Origin of the sequence: Mesorhizobium zhangyense, from assembly GCF_011045115.1 — a bacterium.
In the GTDB taxonomy this organism is placed as follows: domain Bacteria; phylum Pseudomonadota; class Alphaproteobacteria; order Rhizobiales; family Rhizobiaceae; genus Mesorhizobium_M; species Mesorhizobium_M zhangyense.
This window is the reverse complement of record NZ_JAAKZG010000013.1, coordinates 28,089-46,258: the sequence shown is the minus strand read 5'-3', so window position 1 is coordinate 46,258 and position 18,170 is coordinate 28,089. Positions and strand designations below refer to the sequence as shown.

General features: G+C 62.5%; 19 protein-coding genes and 1 tRNA gene. 5 read left to right on the top strand and 15 right to left on the bottom strand.

Translation table 11 applies throughout. From position 1 onward, the window contains the following. Together G6N74_RS23635 and G6N74_RS23630 are read right to left on the bottom strand one after the other, a co-directional pair. Positions 1–1,140, bottom strand: a complete 1,140-nt coding sequence (locus G6N74_RS23635; RefSeq protein WP_165120468.1) for an ABC transporter permease — start codon at positions 1,138–1,140, stop codon at positions 1–3. Continuing rightward, positions 1,137–2,669, bottom strand: coding sequence for an ABC transporter ATP-binding protein (locus G6N74_RS23630; RefSeq protein ID WP_165120467.1), 1,533 nt, complete (start codon positions 2,667–2,669; stop codon positions 1,137–1,139). The genes G6N74_RS23635 and G6N74_RS23630 overlap by 4 nt, the downstream gene beginning before the upstream one ends. Positions 2,670–2,878: 209 nt before the next feature. Between G6N74_RS23630 and G6N74_RS23625 the strand changes: the two genes are divergently transcribed. From G6N74_RS23625 to G6N74_RS23615, 3 genes are all read left to right on the top strand, one after another. Continuing rightward, on the top strand, positions 2,879–3,088 hold the full coding sequence (locus G6N74_RS23625) for a SlyX family protein (protein WP_165120466.1): 210 nt from the start codon (positions 2,879–2,881) through the stop codon (positions 3,086–3,088). A gap of 109 nt (positions 3,089–3,197) precedes the next feature. After that, on the top strand, positions 3,198–3,608 hold the full coding sequence (locus tag G6N74_RS23620; protein ID WP_165120465.1) for a hypothetical protein: 411 nt from the start codon (positions 3,198–3,200) through the stop codon (positions 3,606–3,608). A 264-nt stretch (positions 3,609–3,872) separates the two neighbouring features. Then, a complete protein-coding gene (locus tag G6N74_RS23615; RefSeq protein ID WP_165120464.1) occupies positions 3,873–4,271 on the top strand; it encodes a DoxX family protein in 399 nt (132 codons plus the stop codon). Positions 4,272–4,351: 80 nt separating this feature from the next. Here G6N74_RS23615 and G6N74_RS23610 read toward each other — a convergent pair whose 3' ends face one another. From G6N74_RS23610 to G6N74_RS23600, 3 genes are all read right to left on the bottom strand, one after another. Next, entirely contained in the window at positions 4,352–5,341 is a 990-nt protein-coding gene (locus tag G6N74_RS23610; protein WP_165120463.1) for a BMP family lipoprotein, read from the bottom strand. A gap of 287 nt (positions 5,342–5,628) precedes the next feature. After that, a complete protein-coding gene (gene msrA / locus G6N74_RS23605; protein WP_165120462.1) occupies positions 5,629–6,300 on the bottom strand; it encodes a peptide-methionine (S)-S-oxide reductase MsrA in 672 nt (223 codons plus the stop codon). A 76-nt stretch (positions 6,301–6,376) separates the two neighbouring features. Next, positions 6,377–6,673 (bottom strand): hypothetical protein, encoded by a 297-nt coding sequence (locus G6N74_RS23600; RefSeq protein ID WP_165120461.1) that lies wholly within the window; start codon positions 6,671–6,673, stop codon positions 6,377–6,379. 245 nt (positions 6,674–6,918) lie between these two features. Here G6N74_RS23600 and G6N74_RS23595 point away from each other — a divergent pair. Then, positions 6,919–7,008: transfer RNA gene (locus G6N74_RS23595), tRNA-Ser, on the top strand. Between the two features lie 75 nt (positions 7,009–7,083). After that, entirely contained in the window at positions 7,084–7,218 is a 135-nt protein-coding gene (locus tag G6N74_RS31265; protein WP_281354032.1) for a hypothetical protein, read from the top strand. 1 nt (position 7,219) lies between these two features. On the opposite strand, the gene G6N74_RS23590 is transcribed toward G6N74_RS31265, so the two are convergent. Genes G6N74_RS23590 through G6N74_RS23545 form a run of 10 tightly spaced genes read right to left on the bottom strand, consistent with a single transcriptional unit; the run spans position 7,220 to position 18,169 of the window. Beyond that, entirely contained in the window at positions 7,220–8,224 is a 1,005-nt protein-coding gene (locus G6N74_RS23590) for an oligopeptide/dipeptide ABC transporter ATP-binding protein (protein ID WP_165120460.1), read from the bottom strand. Further along, positions 8,221–9,189: an ABC transporter ATP-binding protein gene (locus tag G6N74_RS23585; protein ID WP_165120459.1), complete on the bottom strand. Its 969-nt coding sequence runs from the start codon at positions 9,187–9,189 to the stop codon at positions 8,221–8,223. The genes G6N74_RS23590 and G6N74_RS23585 overlap by 4 nt, the downstream gene beginning before the upstream one ends. Further along, complete coding sequence (locus tag G6N74_RS23580; protein ID WP_165120458.1) at positions 9,186–10,046, bottom strand: ABC transporter permease; 861 nt, start codon at positions 10,044–10,046, stop codon at positions 9,186–9,188. The genes G6N74_RS23585 and G6N74_RS23580 overlap by 4 nt, the downstream gene beginning before the upstream one ends. Next, positions 10,043–11,050: an ABC transporter permease gene (locus G6N74_RS23575; RefSeq protein WP_165120457.1), complete on the bottom strand. Its 1,008-nt coding sequence runs from the start codon at positions 11,048–11,050 to the stop codon at positions 10,043–10,045. Before G6N74_RS23575 ends, G6N74_RS23580 begins: the two co-directional genes overlap by 4 nt. Continuing rightward, on the bottom strand, positions 11,047–11,505 hold the full coding sequence (locus G6N74_RS23570) for a MaoC family dehydratase (RefSeq protein WP_165120456.1): 459 nt from the start codon (positions 11,503–11,505) through the stop codon (positions 11,047–11,049). The genes G6N74_RS23575 and G6N74_RS23570 overlap by 4 nt, the downstream gene beginning before the upstream one ends. Next, positions 11,502–13,196 carry a long-chain-fatty-acid--CoA ligase gene (locus G6N74_RS23565; RefSeq protein WP_165120455.1) on the bottom strand — a complete coding sequence of 565 codons (1,695 nt, stop codon included), beginning with the start codon at positions 13,194–13,196 and terminating at the stop codon, positions 11,502–11,504. Before G6N74_RS23565 ends, G6N74_RS23570 begins: the two co-directional genes overlap by 4 nt. Next, positions 13,196–14,449, bottom strand: a complete 1,254-nt coding sequence (locus tag G6N74_RS23560; protein WP_165120454.1) for a Zn-dependent hydrolase — start codon at positions 14,447–14,449, stop codon at positions 13,196–13,198. Before G6N74_RS23560 ends, G6N74_RS23565 begins: the two co-directional genes overlap by 1 nt. Next, a complete protein-coding gene (gene hydA / locus G6N74_RS23555) occupies positions 14,446–15,837 on the bottom strand; it encodes a dihydropyrimidinase (RefSeq protein WP_165120453.1) in 1,392 nt (463 codons plus the stop codon). Before hydA ends, G6N74_RS23560 begins: the two co-directional genes overlap by 4 nt. Further along, the gene (locus G6N74_RS23550; protein WP_165120452.1) at positions 15,834–17,030 is read right to left on the bottom strand and encodes a trans-sulfuration enzyme family protein; all 1,197 of its coding nucleotides are present in this window, start codon (positions 17,028–17,030) and stop codon (positions 15,834–15,836) included. Before G6N74_RS23550 ends, hydA begins: the two co-directional genes overlap by 4 nt. Further along, positions 17,027–18,169, bottom strand: a complete 1,143-nt coding sequence (locus tag G6N74_RS23545; protein WP_165120451.1) for an acyl-CoA dehydrogenase family protein — start codon at positions 18,167–18,169, stop codon at positions 17,027–17,029. Before G6N74_RS23545 ends, G6N74_RS23550 begins: the two co-directional genes overlap by 4 nt. Position 18,170: the final 1 nt, after the last annotated feature.

Genomic DNA, 18,170 nt, shown 5'->3' with positions numbered 1-18,170 from the left:
TCAGACACCCTCCCCTTTCGCCGCCGTCACGCCGACCGAGCGCGGGCTGATGCTGGCAAACAACGTCTGGATCGCCGGGCGGAACATGTGCTCCAGCGCGCCGGCAAACAGGATGACGAGACCCTGGATGATGACGATCATGTCGCGCGATATGGCGGGCATCTCGAAGGCCAATTCCGCGCCGCCTTGATAGAGCACGCCGAACAGGATCGCCGCCGGCACGATGCCGGCCGGGTGCGAGCGGCCCATCAGCGCAACCGCGATGCCGACGAAACCCGCGCCGGTGACGAAATCGAGCTGCACGCGGTGCTGGTCGCCCATGATCGGGTTGAGCGCCATCATGCCGGCCAGCGCACCCGAGATCATCATGGTGATGATGATGATGCGCGTCTCCGAAATGCCCGCATAGCGCGCAGCCTTCGGGCTGAAGCCCATGGTGCGGATCTCATAGCCGAGCTTGGTGCGCCAGATCAGGACCCAGACGAGGAAGGCCATGACCAGCGCCAGCAGGAAGGAGATGTTCAGCGGCGCGGAGCGGACCGAAAGGCCGAACATCTCCAGCAGCCAGCCCATCTTGGGCAGTTGCGCGCTTGGCAGGAAATCGCGCGTCTGCGGCGCCATCGAGCCGGCAGGCTTCAGCACGTCGACCAGCAGATAGACCATGACGCTGGCGGCGATGAAGTTGAACATGATGGTGGTGATGACGATGTGCGAGCCGCGCTTGGCCTGCAGATAGGCCGGGATCAGCGCCCACAGCGCGCCAAGGGCGGCCGAACCCAGAATCGCCAGCGGAAAGATCAGCCACCACGGCATGAACCCGTCGAGGGCAAGACAGACCAGCGCCACGCCAAGCCCGCCAATATAGGCCTGCCCCTCGCCGCCGATGTTGAACAGGCCGCAATGGAAGGCGACCGCGACGGCAAGGCCGGTGAAGATGAAGTTGGTGGCATAGAACAGCGTGTAGGCGATGTTCTGCCCGCTGCCGAATGCGCCATCGACCAGAACGGCTGCCGCATGCAGCGGATTTTCCCCGACCAGCAGGACGACGAGCCCGGCGACAATGAAGGCCACGATCAGGTTGATGATCGGGATCAAGCCGTAGTCGGCCCAGCCGGGAAGCTTTGTGTAGGGCGTGCTCACTCAGCAGCCTCCTTGCGTTCGACACCGGCCATCAGCAGGCCGAGTTCGCCTTCGGTCGCATCCGATCCGCGCTCGCCGACGACGCGGCCGTCGAACATCACCAATATGCGGTCGGACAGCGAGCGGATCTCGTCGAGTTCGACCGACACCAGCAGCACCGCCTTGCCCTGATCGCGCATGGCGATGAGGCGCTTGTGGATGAATTCGATGGCGCCGACATCGACGCCGCGCGTCGGCTGGCCGACGATCAGCACGCCGGGGTCCTGCTCCATCTCGCGGGCCAGCACGATCTTCTGCTGGTTGCCGCCGGAGAAATTCGCGGTCTTCAGGCGGCAGTCGCCGGGCCGAATGTCGTATTTCTCGATCTTGTCCCTGGCATCGTTGCGAATGGCATCGATGTTGAGCAGCGGCCCGTTCAGATATTTCGGATCGTCGTGATAGCCGAGGATCGAATTCTCGTTCTCTTCGAAGGCCAGCACCAGCCCGACATGATGGCGGTCCTCCGGCACATGCGCCAAACCCCGGTCGCGCAATTCGCCGGGGTCAGCGATACCGATGACATCGATCGGCTTGCCGTCGAGCATGACGCTGCCGGAAACGGCGCGGCGTATGCCCGAAATCGCCTCGATCAGCTCGGACTGGCCGTTGCCGGCGACGCCGGCGATGCCGACGATCTCGCCGCCGCGAATGTCGAATGAGACGTCGTTGACCATGGTGACGCCGCGTGAATCCCTGACCGTCAGGTTCTTGACAGAAAGCTTTATCGCGCCGGGCTTTGCCTCGCCCTTTTCGACGCGCAGAAGCACGCGGCGGCCGACCATCAGCTCGGCAAGCTCACCGACGGTCGTCTTCGCCGTCTCGCGGGTCGCCACCATCGTGCCCTGGCGCATGACGGAGACGGTGTCGGTGATGGCCATGATCTCGCGCAGCTTGTGCGTGATCAGCACGATCGTCTTGCCCTGCTCCTTCAACTGCTTGAGGATACGGAACAGATGGTCGGCCTCGGGTGGTGTCAGCACGCCGGTCGGTTCGTCGAGGATCAGGATTTCAGCGCCGCGATAAAGCGCCTTGAGGATTTCGACGCGCTGCTGCAGGCCGACGGGCAGTTCCTCGATCACCGCGTCGGGATCGACCTCCAGCCCGTATTCCCGCTCCAGCCGCTGCAGCTCCGAGCGCGCCTTGACGATGCTTTTCTTGAGCAGCGCCTCGCTCTCGGCACCGAGAATGACGTTTTCGAGAACCGTGAAGTTCTCCACCAGCATGAAATGCTGGTGGACCATGCCGATGCCTACCGCGATTGCGTCGTTGGGTGTCTTGATGGTGATCGGCTTGCCGCCGACGCGGATTTCGCCGCTGTCGGCCTGGTAGAAACCATAGAGGATCGACATCAGCGTCGACTTGCCGGCACCGTTCTCGCCTATGATGCCGTGGATCGTGCCCGGCGCGATTTCGAGATTGATGTCGCGATTGGCGCGAACCGCGCCAAAGCTCTTGTTGATGCCGATAAGCTCGATTGCAGCTTCCGCCATGCGACCTGTCCACCTCTCGTTCTTCTTTTTATCGTTTGGTCAAAGAGCTAGCATGCCGCCTTTCCCCTGCCAATCGGCAAGCGGCCTTGCCCACACTCTCGACAAATCGCCATGCGCTTGTCAATTTCGAAGGTGGCGGCACGTATGATATCGACAGCATGTCGAGCAACCTGTGGCACGTTCCCTAGAGTAAATTGAGGATTTTCGACATGACATTGCCCGACGACCGGCTGACAACGCTCGAAATCCGAACGGTCGAGCAGGAAAAGATCATCGAGGAACTGTCCGGCCAGATCGCCGAACAGTGGAGGGTCATCGAGCGGCTTCAGAAGAAGCTCGACGCGCTGACCGAGCGCTTCCTGTCACTGGAAGAGGTGGCGACGCCCGGCCACGAGATTACCAAGCCGCCGCATTGGTGATAACGGCCGCATGGCGGGCTTTACGCCCGGCAAAATAGCTGGTGATCTCCGTTGCTGACCGGCCTGGAGGATTCGAGGGCGCGGCAGGCGTGATCATGAGGGGAAGAGCATGGTCGACGGCGTTGATCGCATGACGCGGGCCGGCAATTATGTGCTTGGCCTGATGGATGACGACGAGCGCGAGCGGGCCGAGCGCGATCTTGAGCGTGATGGCGATTTTCGTGACGCGGTCGTCGAAATCGCCGAACGCATGCACATGTTCGACATCACGGCATCGCCGGAAACCTTGCCCAGGACGATGTGGGAGGCGGTTTCGGCACGCATTGCCGACATGCCGCAGATGCGGGCCGCGTCGCCGGGCGACAACAAAGCCGATATCCCCAGCCGCCCCATCATCCAGCCGGAAGGCACCAAAGCGATCTGGCGCGGACCGCATTCCGTGGGTGGTTCAAGAGGTTTGCTGATGGCCGCAGCGCTGATCGCCGCATTCGCGCTCGGCTACCTGGCCGCCAACCTTTGAAAGGCATAAGCGGCCAGCAAGGCAACGTCAGGCTTTCCATGGCGGCAGTCGGACAATTTGGCGCATGTCCTCAGGCAATGCAGCTCTTGAGCTAAACCGCGGTTGAGGTTTTACAAGTCACGTCGGCAACAACCTGATGGAGAGCCGACATTGCACCCTGACATTGAAAATAAGTTTCCGCTGAAAGGCGATAGAACCGGCCTGTCCGGAAGAAAGAGCAGGATAGCGAACATCGCTTGCGCTGCCGACGGGAGGGCGTGAGCCATGCCGCGCATCATCGCAACAATTCTCGACTCCGGCATCTTCATTGTGCTGGCACGGGTGCTGCTTACCCTGGTCTTCTGGTCGAGCGGCCTCGCCAAGCTTTTCGACTTCAGCACCAACGCGGCCATCATGGAAAGCTTCGGCCTTCATCCGGGTTGGCTGGTGAACACCATAACGATGATCCTACAACTCGGCGCCTCGCTGGCGATCATCCTCAACCGGGGAGTCTGGCTCGCAGCCGGCGCTCTCGCTGTCTTCACCATCCTCACGATCCCGATCGCCCATCCTTTCTGGGCCAAGGAGGGCGAGGAAGCGTTTCGTGACCTCACGGTCGCCCTCGAGCATGTCTCGCTTATCGGCGGGCTTGCGCTTGCCGCAGTCCTGTCCCAGAAAACCTGAGCCGCAGTCTGGCGGATTAGAACCCTTACGAAAAAGCCGCCGGATTTTCACCCGGCGGCTTTTTCATTTCCGTCTGCCGATCAATAGGGGCAGGCGTTGTCCGACATATAGTCGTGAACCTTCACGGTGCCGGCGATGATGTCGGCCTTGGCCTTTTCGGCGGCGGCCTTGATCTCTTCGGTCACGAGGTCCTTGTTGTTGTCGTCCATGGCGTAATCGACGCCGCCTTCTTTCAGGCCGAGATCGTTGATGCCGGCGGTGAACTTGTCGTTCTTGGCGTCGGTGAAGGCGTTGTAGACCGCCACATCGACGCGCTTGACCATGGAGGTCAGGATCTTGCCCGGCTGCAGGCCGTTCTGGTTGGAATCGACGCCGATGCCGAGCTTGCCCGAGTCAGCAGCCGCCTGAAGCACGCCAACGCCGGTGCCGCCTGCCGCGGCATAGACCACGTCAGCGCCCTGCGAGATCTGCGCCTTGGCGATTTCGCCGCCCTTGGTGGGATCGTTCCATGCAGCCGGCGTGTCACCGGTCATGTTCTCGATGACTTCGGTCGCACCCGCTGCCTTGGCGCCGCCGACATAGCCGCAGCCGAACTTGCGGATCAGCGGGATGTCCATGCCGCCGACGAAGCCGACCTTCTTGGACTTGGAGGCGATCGCCGCCATTACGCCGACGACATAGGAGCCTTCCTGCTCCTTGTAGACGACCGAGCGGACGTTCGGCTTGTCGACCACCATGTCGATGATGGCGAAGCTGGTGTCGGGGAAGTCGGCAGACACCTTTTCCAGCACCGCCGCCCATGAGAAGCCGGCCATGACGATGGGGTTGTTGCCGTCTTCGGCGAATTTGCGCAGCGCCTGCTCGCGCTGGGCGTCGTTCTGGATTTCGAAATCGCGATAGGCGATGCCCGACTCGGTCTTGAACTTCTCCGCGCCGTTGAAGGCGGCCTCGTTGAAGGACTTGTCGAACTTGCCGCCGAGATCGTAGATGATCGCCGGCTTGACGTCCGCGGCAAGAGCCGGGAAGGCCAGTGCGGTTGCGGCCAGGAGGCCGAGAACAATACGCTTCATGTGATCCACACCCTGTCGGTTATTTTTTCCAATGACGTACCGCGTGGATGCCTCGGTCCCCGGGCGCCTCGCGGCACATGGCGGGAAGTTTTCCCTCCCACTCAACCGGCAGTCTTGCACGGCGAAAAACAAAATTCACGCGGAATCTTGACCACTTGGAAAAACGCTGCGGCAGGTGCGCCGCAACGAGTATTTTCGACCGGCAGGCGGGGAATGCGGCTAAGAGATCGTTTGATAATTCGCCCTGCCGGGTCAGATGACCGGCAGGGTAGAATTAGCGAGCGTTCTCAGGCTTCGGCCGACGCCGCCTGTGGCATGGCGCAGGCCACGCCGGTGCCCTTTAGGTTGCAATAGCCGTAGGGATTCTTCGCCAGATATTGCTGGTGGTCTTCCTCGGCGAAATAGAACTCCGGCGCCGGTGCGATCTCGGTGGTAATCTTCTCGCGTCCAGCACTGCTCAGCGAAGCGCCATAGGCGTCGCGTGATGCGATGGCTGCCTGATACTGCGCATCGCCGAAGGTATAGATCGTCGAGCGATACGTCGTGCCGACATCGTTGCCCTGGCGCATGCCCTGCGTCGGGTCGTGGTTCTCCCAAAACGCCTTCAGGAGATCGGTATAGGAGATGATCTTCGGGTCGAACACGACCAGAATGACCTCGGCGTGGCCGGTCAGGCCGGTGCAGGTTTCCTGATAGGTCGGGTTGGGCGTGACGCCGCCGGCATAGCCGACCGCGGTGACCCAGACGCCGTCCATCTGCCAGAACATGCGCTCGGCACCCCAGAAGCAGCCCATGCCGAACATCGCCGTCTCCAGCCCTTCGGGATAAGGCCCTTTCAGCGGGCGCTTCGAGACGTAATGCTTCGAGGCGGTCGGCATCGGCTTGTCACGGCCGGGCAGAGCCTCGCCCACCTTGGGCAGTTGCAGCTTCTTGTTCAGCATGTCGCTCAGGAAAAACATGGCATTCTCCCTTTCCGGGTTGCGGGCGCTTGGCACCCTGTTCGTTCGTCCGGACGCTGCGTCTTGCAGCGTCCGATCAGCTCTCGGCGATGAAGCGGCCGATGCGGCGCGGCGGTTTGCGCCCGACGGCGTACAAAAGAAATGCAAGCACGCCGAACACGATGAAACCCGGCTGGTTAAGGATGCCGGTGATGACCGGATCCCAGACCAGCGGATGGATTTTGGCGCGTACGAATTCCTGCACTGTGCTCAGCGTCTCAGGCGACACCGCGAGCCAACTGGTGGCAACCGGCGTCATCACCAGCTGCGACGCCGCCACGGTGCGCGTGGCGTCGAGCACGGCCATGATGACGGCGATCGCAAGCGCGACCATTGCCAGGAGCCTGAACAGAAAGCGCAAACGCAAAATCCTCCGAAGCTTTCGACCAGATAGATATGGCGCGCGGCGCGCCTTCGCAATCACCCACCATAAATTTGCCTCCCTGAGGCGTATAAAGCGCGCCTGGAATAAAGTTCTGCGCCAACCAACAAACTATGCCTGTGCAGGCTTGGCATTCGGCGCAGGATCGACTAGATGAGCCCGGCGCACTGATGCCCGCAAGGCATTTGTCGCGCCGTGGAGAGGTGGCCGAGTGGTTGAAGGCGCACGCCTGGAAAGTGTGTTTACGGGAGACCGTAACGCGGGTTCGAATCCCGCTCTCTCCGCCAGATTTCTTATAAACTATTGATTCATATGAAATTTTTAGTGCCTTCATCGTAGGCACTGCATCGCGCAGCGCGTCGGTGCTGGCGCCTGTTTTCTACACAAGCTTCATCTGGCCTATCCTGTTCGGCAATCTGCCGGATGCCTGGCCCCCTGCCGGCGCCGCGACGACCATCGTCAGCGGCCTCTATGCGCTCGGCCGCCGGCGCCAGTAGATCACACAGCCGCCGGCAAGCCAGTAAGCGCCTCTTCGGCGAAGTGGCAACGCACCTGCCGCCCGGGGGCGAGTTCCCTCAGCGCCGGCATGGACGTCCTGCATTGCGCCCGCTCGATCGGGCAGCGCCCGCAGAACCTGCATTGCGTGGAGGACGGCGAAATTGGGCTCAGCGGATCGCCTTCAAGCTTGATCCGCTCCAGCTTGCCGGGCCGCAGGGTCGGGATCGCGGAGAGCAGCGCCCGGGTGTAAGGGTGAGCGGGGTTTGCATAGATTTCCGTGGACGGTCCGCGCTCCACGACCTGGCCCAGATACATGACCACGATCTGGCTGCAGAGCAGTCGCACGACATTGAGATCGTGGCTTACGAAAAGCAGCGCGATCCCCCGCTCTCGCCGCAACTGGTCGAGAAGCTGCAGGACGGTCGCCTGCACCGACACGTCCAGCGCCGAGGTCGGTTCGTCGAGAACGAGCAATCGTGGCTCGACGACGATCGCGCGCGCAATGCCAACCCGTGCTTTCTGACCGCCGGAGAGCTGATGTGGCAGTCGCTCCAGCAGGGCCAGTGGCAAGTTGACCGCCTGGGCTGCCGCTTCCACGCGCCGGCGCAATTCGGCTTTGCCCGCGCGGGGCAGCAACATTCTTGCAGGATCGGCGATGAGGTCGAATGCCGAAAACAGCGGATTGAGGCTTTCCGTTGGATCCTGGAAGACCATCTGTATCAGCCGCCGCTGTTCAGATCGGGCAAAGCGCGCGGTGGACAGCCGGCCGATGTCTTCCCCTTCCAGCAGAAGTTGCCCCTCGGTCGGGTCAAGAAGACGTGAAACCAGGCGCGACAGTGTCGATTTCCCACAGCCCGATTCACCGACGAGCCCCACCGCCTCGCCAGCATTGATGACGAGATCGACCCCGTCCACGGCATGCAGCTTAGGGGGCGTGGAAAATGGCCACTTCGCTGCAAGTTTGAAATGCTTCTTGAGGTTTCGCGCTTCCAGCAAGGCAGTCATAGCGGATTCCTGCAGGCAACGGCGTGGCGCTCCAGCGCAGGTCCGAGATGCAGCCTCTCCGCGTCGCAGATCGGCAGGCGGCGATCGCAGCGCTCGGCAAACCGGCAGAATGGCAGGTCGGCGCGGCGCAGGTCAGGCAGCGAGCCCCGGATCGCCTGCAATTCTCCGATGCTGTCGACGAGCGAGGGAACAGAACGCAAAAGCTGGGCCGTGTAGGGGTGACGCGGGTGATCGATGATCTCCGCTGTCGGCGCGACTTCCACCACATGGCCGGCATGCATGATGATCAGCCTATCGCAATATTCGGACGCCAGGGCGACGTCATGGGTGATGAGGGCGACCGACGTTTTCTGCTCGCGGGCCAGATTGCGAATGAGGTCCATGATGACGGCCTGCGTCGTCACATCGAGGCCGGTCGTCGGCTCGTCCGCGATCAGCAGACGCGGCGCGCAGGCCAAGGCGATGGCGATACCGATCCGCTGGCAAAGTCCGCCGGACAGTTCAAAAGGGTAGGCCTTGCTGCGCCGCTCCGGGTCAGGAATCCGCACCTGCTTCAGGGCATCGATGGTTTTGGCGCGAATTTCAGAGGCGCGCGCCGGCGTGTGGCGGGCCAGCACATCGGCGATCTGATCGCCCACCGAGCGAATGGGATTGAGCGCCGTGCGGGGATTCTGGAAGATGATAGATGCGGCCTTGCCGCGCCAGCGATCGAGTTCCGACCGGTTCATGCCGAGCACGTCGCGGCCCTGGAACAGAATCTCCCCGGAACGGATGCGTGCTGCGTGATCGAGAATACCCATGATCGAATAGGCGGTCACCGATTTGCCGGATCCCGATTCGCCAATGATGCCGACGATCTCGCCATCGCCAATGTCGAACGAGACATCGTCGAGCACATGCACCGTGCCGTGGCGCGTGATGAAGTCGACCGTGAGGTCCTTTACGGCCAGAAGCGGATTGGTCATGTCCGCATCCTCGGATCGAGGATATCCCGAAGCGCATCGCCCATCAGGTTGAACACGAAAACCGCGATCAACAGCGCAAGGCCGGGAAAGACAGCGACCCACCACTGTCCTGAAGAGATAAAGCGAGCGCCCTCCGCAACCATGATTCCCCATTCCGGCGTCGGCGCGCGGACGCCAAGGCCCAGGAACGAGAGCCCCGCTGCATTGAGGACCGCCCAGCCGAGATTGACCGATGCCTGAATGACAAGCGGGGCCGCCATATTCGGGATCAGGAAGCGCGTCAGGATCCGCCAGTCTCCGGATCCACCGACACGGGCTGCCTCCACGTAGCCCAGCCCGCGACGCACCCGCATCTCGTTGCGCGCCAGGCGAATGTAGAAGGGCAAGTTCACCACCGCCGTCGCATAGACGACATTGGCGACGGTGTTGCCCAAGGCGGCGACCATCGCCAGGGCCAACACGAACAGCGGGAAAGCCATCAGCACGTCCACCATCCGAGAAACAGCGCCATCCCAGAAGCCACCCCAATATCCGATCATGGCGCCTATGATCGAACCGACGAGGCAGGAGAGGGTCACCGCTCCGAAGGCAATCATCAGGTCGAGCCTCGTGGCAATCATGACGCGCGCGAAGATATCGCGTCCAAGCTGGTCGGTGCCGAACCAGAACTCTGCCGACGGCCCCTGCAGCGTATGGGCCGGGTTGGTCTTCAGCGGGTCGTGCGGCACCAGCGACGGCGCCAGGATCGCGACCAGCAAAATGAGCAGGAAGAGGCCGAACGCCACGATGTTGAGCGGATTTCCCAGCACAACGTGGCGCACGACCTGAATCCGTTCCCGCATCGCGCTGGCGCTCATCGCGAGGCCCTCGGATCGATCAGCGCGACCACGACGTCTGTAGTCAGGTTCACCACAATGAAGATGCCCGCCATGACCAGCATGAAGCCCTGCAGCGGTGCGTAGTCCAGGTTGATGATGCTATCCACCGCGAAGGCTCCGACGCCCGGCCAGGAGAACACGCGTTCGACCAGAACGTTGGCGCCAAGCATGTAGGAAAAGGTCATCCCCATCGTCGTGACGATCGGTAGCAATGCGTTGCGGAAGGCATAGGTCATGATGATCTTGCGCCGTGACAGGCCGGAAGCCCTGGCGGTGCGGATGAACTCCGATCCAAGCACCTCCAGCATCGAGGCCCGGGCCATGCGGGTTAGCGGCGCCAGGGCAAAAAGCGCCATCGTAACGGCCGGCAGGATCATCTGCTTGAGCGCAGCGGCAAAGAGTTCAAGATCACCTGCGATAAGCGCATCGATCGTATAGAGGCCGGTCACCCTGTCCGGCTCGAACATGAAGGGATCGAGCCGTCCGATCGGCTCAGGAGCGACACCAAGCACGAAATAGAAGAAAAAGATCAGCAGAAGTCCCGTCACAAACGTCGGCATCGATACGCCCAAAGTGGCGATGACGCGCGAAAGGTGGTCAATCAGCGATCCCGGGCGCAGTGCCGCCGCGATACCGAGCGGCAGCGACACGCCGATGGCAATGAAGAATGCCAGGAAGGTCAGCTCCGCCGAGGCTGGCAGCCTGTTGGCGAATTCGGTCACCACTTTCTGGCCCGTGCTGAGCGAATTGCCGAGATCGCCATGAAGCAGGCCGCCGAGATAGATCAGGAACTGCTCGGGAAGCGGCTTGTCCAGCCCGAGGCTCTGGCGCACCGCCTCTATGTCCTGCGTGGTCATGGAAGGGTTCGAGGCAAAGAACACCGCCGGATCGCCCGGCAGCACCCGGGTGATCAGGAAGGTTACGAGGACCACGCCGAACAAGGTCGGTATGGCCGACAGGAGGCGCAGGACGATGCCGGTCATTCGTCCTCCGGCCGGTTCAACAGCAGAATGACATGATCGCCGCTGACGACCACCGTGCCATCAGCCTTGACCAGAAAACCGCGCTCGGTGGCGAGCCCGCGACCGGGCGTCCTGGTGGGGCGCCGATCGACAAATTCAAGGCGCAGATGAACCTCTTCGCCAGGCAGCAAGGGAGCAGGAAACTTGACGTCGTTCCAGCCGAGCGAGGCGATCACCGAGCGCTCGAAGCACCCGAGCGTCGCCTTGAGTCCCTCGATCAGGGCCAGGTTGAACAAGCCGTGCGTGATGCGTCCGGGAAAGCCCGCCGCGCGTGCGAACTCTTCGTCCATATGGACGGGATGGGCTTCGCCCGTCAGCCGCGCATAGGCATCGATGTCAGCCAGTTCGATCCGACGCGGTGCGCTGGTCAGGACCGTGCCGGGAACGAAATCGTCATACCAGACCTGGGGTGTCATGCATGCCGCTCCCATGCCTCGGCCTGAAGCGCCCGCCAATCGACCTTGCGGCTGCCCGAACGCGGCAGTGCATCGCGGAACTCGACCTCGCGCGGGACCTTGTAGGCAGCCATCTGCGTTCGGGCGAAGTCGATGATATCGCTTTCGCTGATCTTTCCGCGCTGGTCAGGATGCAGCACCACCACCGCCCGCACCCTCTCGCCACGCCGCGGGTCCGGTGCCGAGATCACAGCGCATTCGGCGACCGCGGGATGGCTGTAGAGCAGCATCTCGCATTCGGCTGGCCATATCTTGTAACCCGACGAGTTGATCATCCGCTTCAGCCGATCCACGATGAAGAAGTAGCCATCTTCATCGACATAGCCCAGATCGCCGGTGCGTAGCCACCGCCGTCCGTTCAAATCGATCAGCGCTTCGGTGGTGTCCTGCGGACGGTTCCAATAGCCCTGCATGACCTGCGGCCCGCTGATCAGGATTTCACCCAAACTGCCCTGCACGCAAGGCGCAAGCGTCTCCGGGTCCGCGACCAGCGCATGGGTGTTATAGATCGGCAGCCCAAGGCACTGCGGCTTCGGCGCGTCGATCGGATTGAGGTGCGTGGCCGATATGGTTTCGGTCAGGCCGTATCCTTCCGCGAAGCGGAGCCCCCACTGATCGCGCAGGCGTCGCACCACCGTGGCCGGCATCGACGCCCCGCCGCCCGTCATGACCTTCAGACTGGAAAAACAGTCGTTGGTAAACCCCTTCGCCGCCAGGACATCGACGACCATGGTTGGAGCGGCCGACCACCAGGTCGGGCGGTGACGCCGGAAAAGCGCGGGTATGACTTCGGCGTCCCACCGGGTCATCAGGATCAGCGCCGCGCCGCAATGGATCGCCGAGGCCATCGACGCCATCATGCCGGCGACATGGAACAACGGCATGAAGCTTGTCATGACCGATTGGCTGTCGAGCCTGTACCAGCGCACCTGTGCCTTCGCGACGAACCGCGCTCCGTTGTGGCTGTGCATGCACGCCTTGGGTCGACCAGTCGTGCCCGAACTGTAGGGAAGCACCGCCAGATCATCGTTGCCCGACAGAAGAGCCGGTGCCGGCCGGTTCTCCGCCAACGCCGTTTTCAAGTCCGTGAAGCCTTCGCTCGGCGCTGGTGGGGCCATGCGCATCACATCCGGCAGGTCGGAGGCATCGTCCGACGCCATGTCTGCATAGCGTATGCGCACGATCCGGTCGAACGCGACACCGACGAGCGGCGCGAAGCGATCGAGCAATTCCTCGCCGATGATGGCGAAACGCGCCCCGCTGTCAGCCGCGAAATAGGCAAGTTCGTCCGTCGTATTCATCGGGTTGACCGGCACCACGACGCCGTTCGCGCGCAGCACCGCGTAGAAGGCGATCACATATTGCGGGCAGTTCTGCAGGTCGATCACGACCCGGTCGCCGCGTTTCAACCCCTGCTGGACAAGCCATCCCGCGAGACGCTCGACATCCCTCAAGAGCTCCGCATAGCTGTAGGTCGCGCCGTAGTAGAACATCGCCGCCTGCGCCGGAAATGCTGTGGCAGAGCCGATGAGATCGGAAGCCAGATTGCCGCCTGGCATCTCGATTTCGCTCGGATCCTCTATCGGCCAGAGCGGCGATTGCGAGCCGACTTCGAACGGAAATATACCATCGCTGTAGAGGGACGCCCGCATCAGCCTGCGATCCCGGATTGATTGGCGACGGTGCGTCTGTCCGAAGCCTTTTCACGGTCGTTGCGCCGCAGTTCGACTACCGTACGATGCAGGACGTCGATCGCCGCCTCGATCTGGCCGAGGTCAGTCTCTTCTTCCGGGCAGTGACTACGCCCGCCGACCGATGGCACAAACAGCATTCCAGCCGGCACGATCCTCCCTATGATTCCGGAATCGTGGTTGGCTCCGGAAGGAAGTTTCATTGTCGAATGACCGAGACTTGCAGCAGATGAAGCCAACGCGTCCTGCAACCACGCTGCCATCGGCGCCGGCGCATCGGAATAGGTGTTGCGGACACGCAGTTCAAGCTTCTCTTGGACGGCGATACTGTTCGCCAGTTCCGTAACGCTGTCGCGAAGCCTTGCCAATGTAGCTGAATTGGTGCCGCGCATTTCCAGACCGAGCAGGACCTCGCCGGGCACGACGTTGCCCTGGTTTGGCGAAACCCGGACCATGCCGATCGTACCCCGCACATCGTCATCGCCGGCTGCCAGAACCTCATCGCGGAACGCTGCCGCAAAACGCGCTGCGCCGGCGAAGGCATCGCGCCGCAAGGCCATCGGCGCAGTGCCGGCGTGATCGGGCTGGCCCGTGAATTTCAGTGACAGGCGCTCCTGTCCGGCAATCGAGGTGACGATGCCGAGCGGCACGCCGGCATCCGCAAGAACCGGTCCCTGCTCGATATGGAGCTCCAGCCAGGCCGCGACTGCATCCCAGTCTCTGGGAGCATTGCCAGGCTTGAAGCCAGCCTGCGCCATGGCGTCGGACAGGTTCACGCCGTCAAGCGACCGCGCGCGCGCCAGCGCTTCCTCGTCGTGCAGACCGACCATGGCACGACTGCCCGTGAACGGACCAAAGCGTCCTTCCTCGTCACGAAAGGCTATGACCTCGACAGGAGCACCGGGCGTACCTTCGGCCTTGATGCGCCGTGCGACCTCAAGCCCGGCCAGCACGCCGATCGCGCCATCAAAAGCGCCGCCATTTGCGACCGTGTCGAGATGCGAACCGATGAGGACCGCCGCACCCTCGCCTTCCAGGCGCAGAATGGCGTTGCCGAAACTGTCATAAGACGCTGCAAGTCCGCAGGCGCGACCTTGCGCCAGAAACCACTCATGCGCGGCAATATCGGCCGGACTGAAGGCCGGACGCGACCAGCCACCTGCGGGATCGACTCCGATCCCGGCCAGTGCGGCGAAGTCTTGGCGGAAGCTCATGGAGCAGGCCTTTTTGCCGATGCCCGGGCGACAAAGCGGCCCTGCCCCTCCTGCCCCAGGAAAACCCCATCCCGGACGACGACCTTGCCCCGATAGATCGTTTCCGTAGCGAAGCCCGTCAGGTCCATGCCGCTATAGGGATTGTAGCCGATGTCGCCATAATCGCTGGCGGGAGACATTGTGCGCCGCGTCACCGGATCGATGATGGCCAGGTCCGCGTCATATCCCGGAACGATCCGGCCCTTCCCGGCAAAGCCGAAGATCTCGGCAGGCCAGGTCGAGAACAGTTCGACGAAACGTTGCAATCCGATTCGTCCCTGGTCGACGCCCAGGGTAAACAGCACCGGAAGGCGCGCCTCGATGCCGGTAATGCCGTTCGCGACATCGGCGAAGGAAGGCAGGCCGAGCGCCTTTGCCTTGGCCGAATAGGAGACCTCGTCGGACGCCACCAGTTGCAGACCCTTTTCGACGATACCCTGCCAGAGGCGATCCTGGTTCGCACGGTCCCGCAGCGGCGGCGACAGGATATATTCGTGGCCGTTCTCCCGCTCAAGTGCCTCGTCGGTCAGCGCCAGATAGTGCGTGCATGTCTCGGCGGTAACCGGCAGCCCCTCCGCCCGCGCCGCCTCGACGAGCGCGATCGCATCGGCTGCGACGAGGTGGAAGATATGAACACCGCAGCCCGTGGCGCGTGAGAAAGCTATAGCGCGTCCGACAGCCTCGATTTCCACGATTGGCGGGCGTGTCAGGGCATGCCAGCGCGGCTCTGTGTGACCCGCGGCCACCGCCTCGGAGCGCAGGCGCTCAACGATGCCGGCATTCTCGGCATGCAGTACGATTGACATGTCGTGCCGGGCTGCTTCGGCCATCAGGGCATGGAGTTGCCCGTCCTCAAGCTTCAGGCCGTCCTCCTCATAGACGGTATAGACTTTGAGCGTGGTCACCCCCTGCGCACGCAATTGCGGAAGCTCGGCGAGCGTCGCTTCGTTCACGTCGGTTGCAATCAGGTGAAGCCCGTAATCCAGCGTGACATTGGCGTCAGCCTGCTTTCGGCGGTGCGCAAGGCCCTTCAGCATCGAGCCGCCCCGGCGCTGCAGGGCGAAATCGACGATCGCTGTGGTGCCGCCACGCAACGCCGCGATGCCGCCAGAGCCGAAATCATAGACCGAGCGCTGGCCCATGAAGCCGACAAGCAAATGCACGTGCGGATCGACGCCGGCAGGAATGACCAGCTTGCCCCTGGCGTCCACGATCTCGGCGGCCGCGTGGTTGCGGACCGCTTCGCCCGGTGGCAGCAGAGCGGCAATCTTTTCGCCTTCGACGACCACGTCGAGATGGCGCGCACCCTCGGGCGTGACAACCTTTCCGCCTGTTACGATCAAAGTCACCGCGCGGCCTCCATCGCCTGCTCCAGATCTGCGATCAGGTCGTCGGTGTCCTCTATGCCGACAGAGATGCGCACCAGCCTGTCCGAAATGCCCATGGCGCGTCGCTGTTCCGCAGGAACCGAGAAATGCGAGGTGTTGCCGGGCTGGGAGATCAGGCTTTCGACGCCGCCGACGGATGGTCCGATGCCGAACAACCGCGTTCGATCGACTACCGTCTGCGCAGCCGCGGCGCTGTACATTTCGAAGGACACCAGCCCGCCAAAACCAGACATCTGCCTGCGAGCCAGCGCGTGGTCGGGATGATCCGGCAAGCCCGGATAGAACACGCGGGTGACGTCCGACCGCCCTGCCAGAAACTCGGCGATCGCCTGGCCGGACGTGTTGTGCTGCCGCATCCTGAGCGCATAGGTGGCCATGCCGCGCATCAGCAGCCATGCCGAATGCGCGTCGACGATGGCGCCCGAAACCTGCTGGAGGCTGCGTATGTCGCGGGTCAGCGCACGGTCGCCGCACACCGCGCCGATGATAAGATCGCCGTGACCGTTGAGATATTTCGTGGCCGAATGCACGACGAGGTCAGCGCCCAGCGCCAGCGGACGCTGGTTCATCGGACTGCCCAGCGTGCCGTCAACGATCAGTTTCGCGCCGATCCCGCGCGCCACCTCTGAAAGAGCGGTGAGGTCGACCACCCGCACCAGCGGGTTGGTCGGGGTCTCCGCGTAGATGACCCGGGTGTTGGGCGTGATTGCAGCCGCTACATCGGCGGCGTCAATTCCCTTCGCCCAGATCACATTCACCCCTTGGGCCGGGAGGATGGTGCGCAGGTATTTGAGGGTTCCGCCATAGATGTCGGGCAAAGCGACGAGATCGTCGCCAGCCTTGAGAAAAGGGGCAATCGCACCTGCAATCGCCGCCATGCCCGACGCGAAGAGAACGCAGGATTGCGCCTCTTCAAGAGCCGCCACCCGCTGCTCGGCGGCGAGCACAGTGGGATTTCGGATGCGTGAATAGACATATCCGCGACGTTCTCCGGCGTTGATCGCCCTCAGTTCAGCGGTGTCGGCGGCCACGAAGGTGGCCGATTGGAAGATCGGCGCGGTAATCGCGCCCGAATTCTCGGCTGGATTGAGGCCAGCGTGGACGGCACGGGTGCTGATCCGCAGCTTGGGTCGGGAATCGGGCGCTCCGCTCATTTTGTCAGTTCGCGCGAGATGATGATGCGCAGGATTTCAGACGTGCCGCCTCCGATTTCCGCCAGCTTCGAGTCGCGGAAATGGCGCTGCATGTCATATTCCATCAGGTAGCCCCAGCCACCCATCATCCGCATTCCGTTTAGTGCCGCGCGGACATAGGTTTCGGACGAATAAAGGTTCGCCGTGGCACTCTCCTTGTTGTTCGGGATTCCACGGTCGACCAGGTTGGCCGAGCGGTAGAGCAGCAGCCGGGCGGCTTCGATCTCCATGTCGATGTCGGCAAGCTTGGCGCGCGTCAGCTGGAAGCTGTTGATCTTCTGTCCGAACTGTTCGCGCTCGCCGGTGTAGTTGAGGACGTAGTCCAGCACCTTCTGCGCCGCACCGACATTCACTGCCGACAGGCAGCAGCGCTCATAGTCGAGCGTTTTGAGGACGTTGGTCCATCCCTTGTTCACCTCGCCGATGATCGCGTCCTTCGGCAACCTCACATCGGTAAGGAATATCTCGTTCAGGTCCATGGGTTTGAGACCGAGCTTCTTGAGCCGCCTGATCTCCACGCCCTTCGTCTTCGCCGGCAACAGGAACATGGTGATGCCCTTATGCTTGGGTGCTTCCACGTCCGAGCGCGCCATCAGCAGGATGTAGTCGGCGACCTGTGCGGCCGAGCAGAACATCTTCTGGCCATTAATGACCCATTCGTCGCCCTCGAGCACTGCACGGGTGCGCAGCGAAGCGGCGTCCGAGCCGGAATTCGGTTCCGACAGCGACAGCGCGAAGCGGATTTCTCCGCGTGCGAGCTTCGGCAGCAATTCGCGCTTCTGTTCTTCACTGGCAAAATGGACCAGCGCGTCGGTCGCGATCACGATCGTCGTGTAATAGAGGTTTGCCGCCGCCTCGAAATGATAGGCCAGTTCCTGGAGGAACACAGCCAGATCGGTGCAGCTTCCGCCCATGCCGCCATATTCTTCCGGGATCGGCAGTCCCAGCCATCCCTCAGCGGCGAGTTTCTCGTAGAGTTCGATCGGGAAGCGTTCCTGCTCGTCGCACTCGCGAACATACTCGATCGGGCACTCCCGGATCAGAAACGCCCGAAGGCTGTCCCGCATCAGGCGCTGATCGTCCGAAATCTCAAAATCCATT

What these genes read in the sequence shown, in the direction of transcription:
- G6N74_RS23630 (WP_165120467.1), bottom strand. Translation starts at nt 2,669, where the DNA reads ATGGCGGAAGCTGCAATCGAGCTTATCGGCATCAACAAGAGCTTTGGC.
- G6N74_RS23625 (WP_165120466.1), top strand. Translation starts at nt 2,879, where the DNA reads ATGACATTGCCCGACGACCGGCTGACAACGCTCGAAATCCGAACGGTC.
- G6N74_RS23620 (WP_165120465.1), top strand. Translation starts at nt 3,198, where the DNA reads ATGGTCGACGGCGTTGATCGCATGACGCGGGCCGGCAATTATGTGCTT.
- G6N74_RS23615 (WP_165120464.1), top strand. Translation starts at nt 3,873, where the DNA reads ATGCCGCGCATCATCGCAACAATTCTCGACTCCGGCATCTTCATTGTG.
- G6N74_RS23610 (WP_165120463.1), bottom strand. Translation starts at nt 5,341, where the DNA reads ATGAAGCGTATTGTTCTCGGCCTCCTGGCCGCAACCGCACTGGCCTTC.
- msrA (WP_165120462.1), bottom strand. Translation starts at nt 6,300, where the DNA reads ATGTTTTTCCTGAGCGACATGCTGAACAAGAAGCTGCAACTGCCCAAG.
- G6N74_RS23600 (WP_165120461.1), bottom strand. Translation starts at nt 6,673, where the DNA reads ATGGTCGCGCTTGCGATCGCCGTCATCATGGCCGTGCTCGACGCCACG.
- G6N74_RS23590 (WP_165120460.1), bottom strand. Translation starts at nt 8,224, where the DNA reads ATGACTGCCTTGCTGGAAGCGCGAAACCTCAAGAAGCATTTCAAACTT.
- G6N74_RS23585 (WP_165120459.1), bottom strand. Translation starts at nt 9,189, where the DNA reads ATGACCAATCCGCTTCTGGCCGTAAAGGACCTCACGGTCGACTTCATC.
- G6N74_RS23580 (WP_165120458.1), bottom strand. Translation starts at nt 10,046, where the DNA reads ATGAGCGCCAGCGCGATGCGGGAACGGATTCAGGTCGTGCGCCACGTT.
- G6N74_RS23575 (WP_165120457.1), bottom strand. Translation starts at nt 11,050, where the DNA reads ATGACCGGCATCGTCCTGCGCCTCCTGTCGGCCATACCGACCTTGTTC.
- G6N74_RS23570 (WP_165120456.1), bottom strand. Translation starts at nt 11,505, where the DNA reads ATGACACCCCAGGTCTGGTATGACGATTTCGTTCCCGGCACGGTCCTG.
- G6N74_RS23565 (WP_165120455.1), bottom strand. Translation starts at nt 13,196, where the DNA reads ATGCGGGCGTCCCTCTACAGCGATGGTATATTTCCGTTCGAAGTCGGC.
- G6N74_RS23560 (WP_165120454.1), bottom strand. Translation starts at nt 14,449, where the DNA reads ATGAGCTTCCGCCAAGACTTCGCCGCACTGGCCGGGATCGGAGTCGAT.
- G6N74_RS23550 (WP_165120452.1), bottom strand. Translation starts at nt 17,030, where the DNA reads ATGAGCGGAGCGCCCGATTCCCGACCCAAGCTGCGGATCAGCACCCGT.
- G6N74_RS23545 (WP_165120451.1), bottom strand. Translation starts at nt 18,169, where the DNA reads ATGGATTTTGAGATTTCGGACGATCAGCGCCTGATGCGGGACAGCCTT.